This window comes from Duncaniella muricolitica, assembly GCF_910574735.1.
GTDB classification, from domain to species: domain Bacteria; phylum Bacteroidota; class Bacteroidia; order Bacteroidales; family Muribaculaceae; genus Duncaniella; species Duncaniella muricolitica.
In genome coordinates this window covers 21,376-27,866 of sequence record NZ_CAJTCF010000054.1, presented here as the reverse complement: position 1 = coordinate 27,866, position 6,491 = coordinate 21,376, and the positions used below count along the sequence as shown (strand labels likewise).

General features: G+C 49.6%; 5 protein-coding genes and 1 pseudogene. All 6 read left to right on the top strand.

What is annotated here, in order from left to right:
* The first annotated feature begins 1,030 nt into the window (after positions 1 to 1,030).
* The 6 genes and pseudogenes from QGT73_RS11975 (at position 1,031) to QGT73_RS11950 (ending at position 6,410) form a co-directional block, all read left to right on the top strand.
* Entirely contained in the window at positions 1,031 to 1,429 is a 399-nt protein-coding gene (locus tag QGT73_RS11975) for a hypothetical protein (RefSeq protein WP_280122534.1), read from the top strand.
* Positions 1,426 to 2,835: a DUF3987 domain-containing protein gene (locus QGT73_RS11970; RefSeq protein WP_280122533.1), complete on the top strand. Its 1,410-nt coding sequence runs from the start codon at positions 1,426 to 1,428 to the stop codon at positions 2,833 to 2,835. The genes QGT73_RS11975 and QGT73_RS11970 overlap by 4 nt, the downstream gene beginning before the upstream one ends.
* A gap of 126 nt (positions 2,836 to 2,961) precedes the next feature.
* A pseudogene (locus QGT73_RS11965) lies at positions 2,962 to 4,078 on the top strand (DUF6371 domain-containing protein).
* 561 nt (positions 4,079 to 4,639) lie between these two features.
* A complete protein-coding gene (gene mobC / locus QGT73_RS11960) occupies positions 4,640 to 4,960 on the top strand; it encodes a plasmid mobilization relaxosome protein MobC (RefSeq protein ID WP_280122532.1) in 321 nt (106 codons plus the stop codon).
* Positions 4,950 to 5,927: a relaxase/mobilization nuclease domain-containing protein gene (locus tag QGT73_RS11955; protein ID WP_280122531.1), complete on the top strand. Its 978-nt coding sequence runs from the start codon at positions 4,950 to 4,952 to the stop codon at positions 5,925 to 5,927. Before mobC ends, QGT73_RS11955 begins: the two co-directional genes overlap by 11 nt.
* A 12-nt stretch (positions 5,928 to 5,939) precedes the next feature.
* A complete protein-coding gene (locus QGT73_RS11950; protein WP_280122530.1) occupies positions 5,940 to 6,410 on the top strand; it encodes a hypothetical protein in 471 nt (156 codons plus the stop codon).
* The last annotated feature ends 81 nt before the right edge of the window (positions 6,411 to 6,491 follow it).

The following is a 6,491-nucleotide window of genomic DNA, read 5'->3' as shown; positions in this document are numbered from 1 at the left end:
TGACCTGAGCGGAATTGACCCGAACAAGACTTTAAATGCTAAACTTGTCAAAGAACTCCTTGGCTTGGCGGTAGATGCCGCTTAGCCTATGAATAATTTTTTAACGAACTATTGTTGGTAATCTCGAAAAATTTTTGTATATTAATATAGGCTGTCCGGGAGGATAGTCTGAAAGACATTCCGGATTGGGAGTTATTGAACGGCGAAAAAGAATAACTGAGACACCAAAACGTCGCCTGATTTTCAAAAATATGTGTCCCTGCACATCTACAATTTGGATATGTCTGAGATTTTTTGTAACTTAAATAAGGGATTGCGAAGAGTCGCTTTCCGTCAATCTTAATTTATTGGCTTAACGTGGAAAACATTGGACGCGTACCGGACAACGCTCGACTTATTCAAGACAATTCGGGCTAAAATGTTAAAAATTCACTTGTCGAGTGAACTTTTTTTGAAAGTCGTGTGTTGCAAAGTCATAAGGGACATTTTCCATGACCTCGCCGACGCAGACAGACGTGGCACAAATCCGCACGGAAGCGGATAAGGTCTTCATGCACCCATACGCGCCAAAATTCCCTCAAAGGCAGAGGGAGGATTCCTTACACCCATATCGTAACATAACGCGATACCTACCGAACGCATTTCGATATGCGCCACGATAAGTGTCCGGCTTGTCTTGTATCTACCCGAAATCGAAGAAAATAATTTAGACTTCATCATTCTTCCGAATTTTGCATAGTACAGACCCCGGTAAATCAAATTAATTTTGCGGTCGGTCTTGATAGCTTCGCCACCGCGCACCGGCTACGCCGACATGCGCTTCAAGCCGACTCGCTATTTTCAATTGTCAACCGTCACAGCGGCTAAATCCCTCCGGGTGTAGCCGAGGCCGCCGTGACGTTTTCAACCCTCTAGGCAACACCCCAGATATTGGTATGGAAGAAACCATATTCAGAGTTAATCACCCCGTAAGCCTATGCGCTATGAGTCTCTAAACAAAAATTCCAACCCCACTAAATCCAATCCAACAATGAACACAAGTATTATGAATCCGTTGCCCGCCGACAACGCGGGCATCATCGGTATGCTCAAAGAGCTTATCCGAAGTGTGTCGACCGAAGTCTTTCATGAACTGATAGAGGAACTCCGACCCTCGCAGCGTCAGGAATGCCATGTCGAGGACTCCGACCATTTGGGTGTCAAAGGAGCACTGGACTTCCTCAATTCAAGAGGCTACAAGATCTCCAACGCCCAGCTCTACAAACTGACAAGCAAGAGTGAGATCCCTTATCAGAAGTTTGACGGGTCGAACAGACTTCACTTCTACAAATCCCAGCTCGAAGAATGGGTGCGTACTAAGCTTATAGACGGCAACGCCATCGGTATCCTTGAGCCCTCCGATTCAAAGAAGAAAGGGGGTAAGCGATGAAAGAAAAAATGATTACCCCTGATGCCATCATCAGCGAGATGGTGAAACTCCGTGAGTCCGGTCAGGAAACAGAGCAGGAAACCACAGGACGCAACACCGGGACTGATTTCCCCATCGACGTGCTGCCATACAAGATGCAGCGCATAGTCCGTGAGGCCAGAGCCACAATCGGTTTCCCTGAGGATTATCTCGCGCCCTCGTTGCTTGTGGCGGTAGCCACAGCCATAGGCAACACGATGATGGTGGAGCATATCCCCGGCTGGAAGGAGAACGCCATCCTTTTTCTCGCACTTGTCGGCAGACCCGGTGCCTGCAAGTCACATCCGCTGAGTTATGCCATGCATCCGCTGATCGACCACGATTCTGAAATGGCAGCGCAGTTCGAGAAAGAAATGCGCCAGTATCTCGACACGCTGAATATCCCCGCCAAGAAAAGAGCCGAGCAGGGACTCGACCCTAATCCCCGAGAGCCGGAGAGAAAGAGGTTCATCATCTCCGACATAACGCCCGAGGCGGTTCTCCGTATCCACTCGCAGAACAAACGCGGTCTGTGTCTTGTGTCCGATGAGTTTTCAGGCTGGTTCAAGAATTTCAACCGCTATAACAACGGTTCGGAATCCGAATTCTGGATGTCGGTGTTCAGCAATAAATTTGCCATGGCCGACCGCAAGAGTAGTGCAAGCGGTATCTTCATCCGCCGTCCTTTCATCTGCGTCTGCGGCACCATTCAGCCGGAAATCCTTTGGGAACTCGCCTCCAACAGTCGCTCGTCAAACGGTTTTCTTGAGAGAATCCTCTTCGTTATCCCGGTCAATCAGGATATGGGCAAATGGAACAAGGAACGCAGACTCCCCACATTCCCCATGACCGAAGAATGGAAAGCGGTGTTGCAGAAACTGATGTCTCATTCCACAGAGGTTGACGCAAACGGCGATTTTGTCCCCCGTATGCTTGGCTTTACACAAGAGGCAATAGACCTCCTGTTCGACTGGCAGAACGCGACGACCGACCGCTGCAATGCCGGACAGAGCGACACTGTCAGGGCTATCGCCAGTAAACTGGAGATATACGCTGTCCGTTTCTGTCTGATATTACAGGCGGCGCACTGGGCGTGTGGCGAGGGAGAGCTGACAATATCAGCCGACACCGTGTCAAAGGCAATCCGGCTTACCGAGTATTTCAGAGCCACCGCCACCAAAGTGAGAAAGATAATCACCGAACAGGCAATGCCCGACATTCAGTGTGCTGTCTTGGCTGATTTGCCTGAACATTTCACAACGGCTGAGGGAGTAGCCATAGCCGGCAGAAACGGCATGTCGGAGCGTACTTTCAAACAGTGGCTGAAAGACAAAGCCAACGGTATACTCTTCATCAGGGAGAGCCACGGCAAATATTCCAAAATCTGAAAAGTCTATTGCACTTTCTGCACTTTCGCATTTTCAACACGATTTTTGACCGCCTTTCGGCTGTCAAAGTGCGAAAGTGCGGAAAATGCAAAGGGTTTTACGCAAAACAAAAATTACAATCCGATTATGAGTCAGTTCAGATTTATACTCCAGCCGTACCGCAATCCCGGCAGCCGACACTGTTGCCCGGAGTGCCACCGTCCCCGCTCGTTTGTCCGTTATATCGACACCGAAGAAAAGATTGTATTTCCCGACTATGTGGGACGCTGTAACCGTGAGCAGAAATGTGGCTATCACTACACTCCGAAACAATACTTTGCCGACCATCCCGAAGCCTCCGAAAAGAACAGCGACATATCGCCGTACATTTCGGGTCAAGGAGGCGGCAAGGCATACAGCCGACATATCCCGGAAAGTCAGCCGCCCGGACCGCCGTCAACGATTGACCGCGCTCTGATGCGACAGACCATGAAGGGCTATGGCTCCAATAATTTCTTTCTTTTCATAGCCGCCATTGTCGGCAGAGAGGAAGCAACACGACTGATGGACCTTTTCAACATCGGCACGTCACGCCACTGGCAGGGTTCATGTGTGTTCTGGCAGACCGATGTCAACGGAGAAATCCGCACAGGAAAAATCATGCTCTACGACTGGAAAACCTGGCATCGTGTCAAGGAGCCGTTCAACCATGTCAGCTGGGTTCATTCTGTAATGAGGTTGCCCGACTTCAACCTCAGGCAGTGTTTTTTTCGGAGAGCATCAGTTGCGGGCCCGCCCCGATGATGCAGTCGCCATTGTCGAGAGTGAGAAATCTGCTGTCATCGCCACCCACTACATGCCACAGTTCGTATGGCTTGCCACCGGAGGCAAGAACGGCGCGTTCAACAGCGAGGTTCTTTCGGTTCTCTCCGGCAGAGAGGTGTTCCTTGTTCCCGACCTCGGTGCAACGGAAGACTGGTGTGCCAGGATACCGATGATGAAATCCCTCGGAATATCCGCCCGCATCTTCGACTTCCTTGAAAGAAACGCAAGCGAGGAGCAGAGGCAGTCCGGTCTCGATATTGCCGACTATCTCATTTCAGAGCTTACACCGCAGGGCATACTCGAAGGAATGATGCAACGGAATCCAGCTCTCCGAAAACTTGTCGAGACATTCGACATGGAGCTTGTCGGCGTAAGCGAGATGACCGAAGAAGAATGCAGCAGGTATTCTGATTGCACGCCTACGGGTGATGCCGGATGACAGAATGATGATTCAGTTTTGTGAACGGCTGAGTTTTCATCGGTTCAGTTGTTCAGGTGTTCATCGGTTCATTGGTTCAGTTATTCAGACGTTCATCGGTTCATAATTTCAAATTCTCATTCTTTCACTCCTGTGATTTGACTTGCGAATGACAAATCACACATGATGTTGTCAGTCTGTAGCGACGTAGCCGCATATCCGAACAGGCTTAGACCATAGACGTGAACACGCATATAGATATTAGGATATTAACTATAGATTTATGGATTGACATATCAATCTACAGTAAGATATATCTACCGATGTATCTTTTGAATCATCCTGTAATCTATGTTTCTATCTATCTAATTACCTATAGACCTATAGACCTATGGCTCTATGGCTGATAAGCCATTGACGGCAGTATCGTAAACAAACCGTAAAGAATCGGTAAAGCAAGTTTATGCCGATGTAATACATACGGCGACTCGCCCCGTGCTGCACGAAACGCAGAAGGGGCGGCTCCCGTTGGTCACAAAACTTGCTGTTGCCAATTCAATCACCTTAACCATTACAATGATTATGAAGAATACTTTACCCAAAGACCATACGGTCTCTACCCGCCTTTCCGACCCTCTCTATCGTCGGCTTGGTGCTTATTCTCGCGCAAGCGGTGAGACAAAGAGCGGTGTCATCCGCTCGCTGATAGAGAAGGGATACGTCAAGGAACGCATCTCGCCCGACATGATGTCGGCAGTCCGGAAACTTATCGGCATGGCGACTAATCTCAATCAGGCGGCTCATCAGGCAAACGCCGCAGGGTATCGCTCTGCGGCTGCGGATCTGACCGCGCTTGCCAGAGAAATCCGTTCAATCCTAAACTCGATTACCTATGGTGGCTAAGATAACAAAGGGCTCAAGCGCAAGCGGTGCGCTTGAATATATCACCCGGAACTGGAAGCTGAAGCCGATGGACTCCAGCATGGCCTCCGATGAACCCGACCTGATGTGTCTTGAATTTGACGCACAGGCGAAGATGAACCCTCGTGTCGAAATCAATTGTGTCCACATCTCTCTTGACTTCTCTCCTGAGGACAAGCCGAAGCTGGAGGCAGACCCGGAACTGATGAAGACAATCGCCCATGATTACATGGAACGGATGGGTATCAGGGACACCCTCTTCGTGATTGTCCGTCATAACGACCATGACCATCCGCACTGCCACATTGTCTATAGCCGTGTCGATAACAATGGCAAGACTATCTCCGACCATAACGACCGTTTCCGCAGTCAGAAGGCTTGCGAGGATATAACCCGGCAATATGGACTGCATTGGGGCGAAAGCCGGAAGAAAGTCAACCGGGAGCGTCTCCGACCGCATGATGCCGCCAAATATCATATCAGCGACATTCTTGAAGTGGTGGTGCCGCAGTGCCGTAACTGGGAGCAGCTTGAAAGGGCTCTAAAAGCCAACGGCATATCGGTGGAGTTCAAATGCAATCCCAATACGGGTGAGCGTCAGGGAGTGTCTTTCGGATATGATGACGGCAAGGAGAATCATGTGTTCCCCGGTTCTAAAGTCGGCAAGGAATACAGTTTCGCCCATCTGTCCCGGTCTCTCGACCATAATCAAAAGGCATACGAGAAACGAATCCGCTCAATCGAGGTTCAGACCACATGGGCGAATCCGATACCACCGAAAGAACAGGCATCGGTGCTTGAAGAGGGAGTCGGCATAGCGGTCGGTGCGATAGGAGCATTGGGCGACCTGTTCCAGACCCATGCGCCCGAAGACCCTCAGACATTGGAGGAGTTCGACCGTATGCGAAAGAAATATGCACAAAAGCCCCGCAGGGGATTGAAACACTGACATTGAGGAATTATGAGACAGAAAGGACTTATTATCTCGTATCTTAGGACAAGACTCTCCAACAGGCTTCTCGACTTTGGCGAGGACTTGCAGCTGTGGGTGGAGCGCAATCTCGACAAGCGTTTTCAGGTCGTTTGCGACCCTACAAACTGCGGATGCAACTTCTCGCTGTTCCAGCCTATGATGTTCAATCTATATCTCCGTTGCTGGGAGCGGAGCGACAGCTATCTTGGATTGCCCGACAATCTTCTGATTGTCGCCAGCTTCGGATGCTCTCCCAAGGACATTGACCGACTGTTCCCGTCGTTCCATGACTTCCTGATGCGCCACGGTAAAATGCACGGCTTCCGGCACATCGCTTTCGATGACACTATGGTTTATTCCGCGATAGATGCAGAAGGAAAACGCAATATGTCAGAGCTTCTGATACCTCTCGACTACCATATGATGCCCAACAACTACGCTATCAAACCGATAGAATGACAATAGCGTGAAAACAGCAAATGCCAATAACGGGAGTGGAATCAACCACAACCGTTATTAGCATTTGCTTTAATAAAAACT

What these genes read in the sequence shown, in the direction of transcription:
- QGT73_RS11950 (WP_280122530.1), top strand. Translation starts at nt 5,940, where the DNA reads ATGAGACAGAAAGGACTTATTATCTCGTATCTTAGGACAAGACTCTCC.
- mobC (WP_280122532.1), top strand. Translation starts at nt 4,640, where the DNA reads ATGAAGAATACTTTACCCAAAGACCATACGGTCTCTACCCGCCTTTCC.
- QGT73_RS11970 (WP_280122533.1), top strand. Translation starts at nt 1,426, where the DNA reads ATGAAAGAAAAAATGATTACCCCTGATGCCATCATCAGCGAGATGGTG.
- QGT73_RS11975 (WP_280122534.1), top strand. Translation starts at nt 1,031, where the DNA reads ATGAACACAAGTATTATGAATCCGTTGCCCGCCGACAACGCGGGCATC.
- QGT73_RS11955 (WP_280122531.1), top strand. Translation starts at nt 4,950, where the DNA reads ATGGTGGCTAAGATAACAAAGGGCTCAAGCGCAAGCGGTGCGCTTGAA.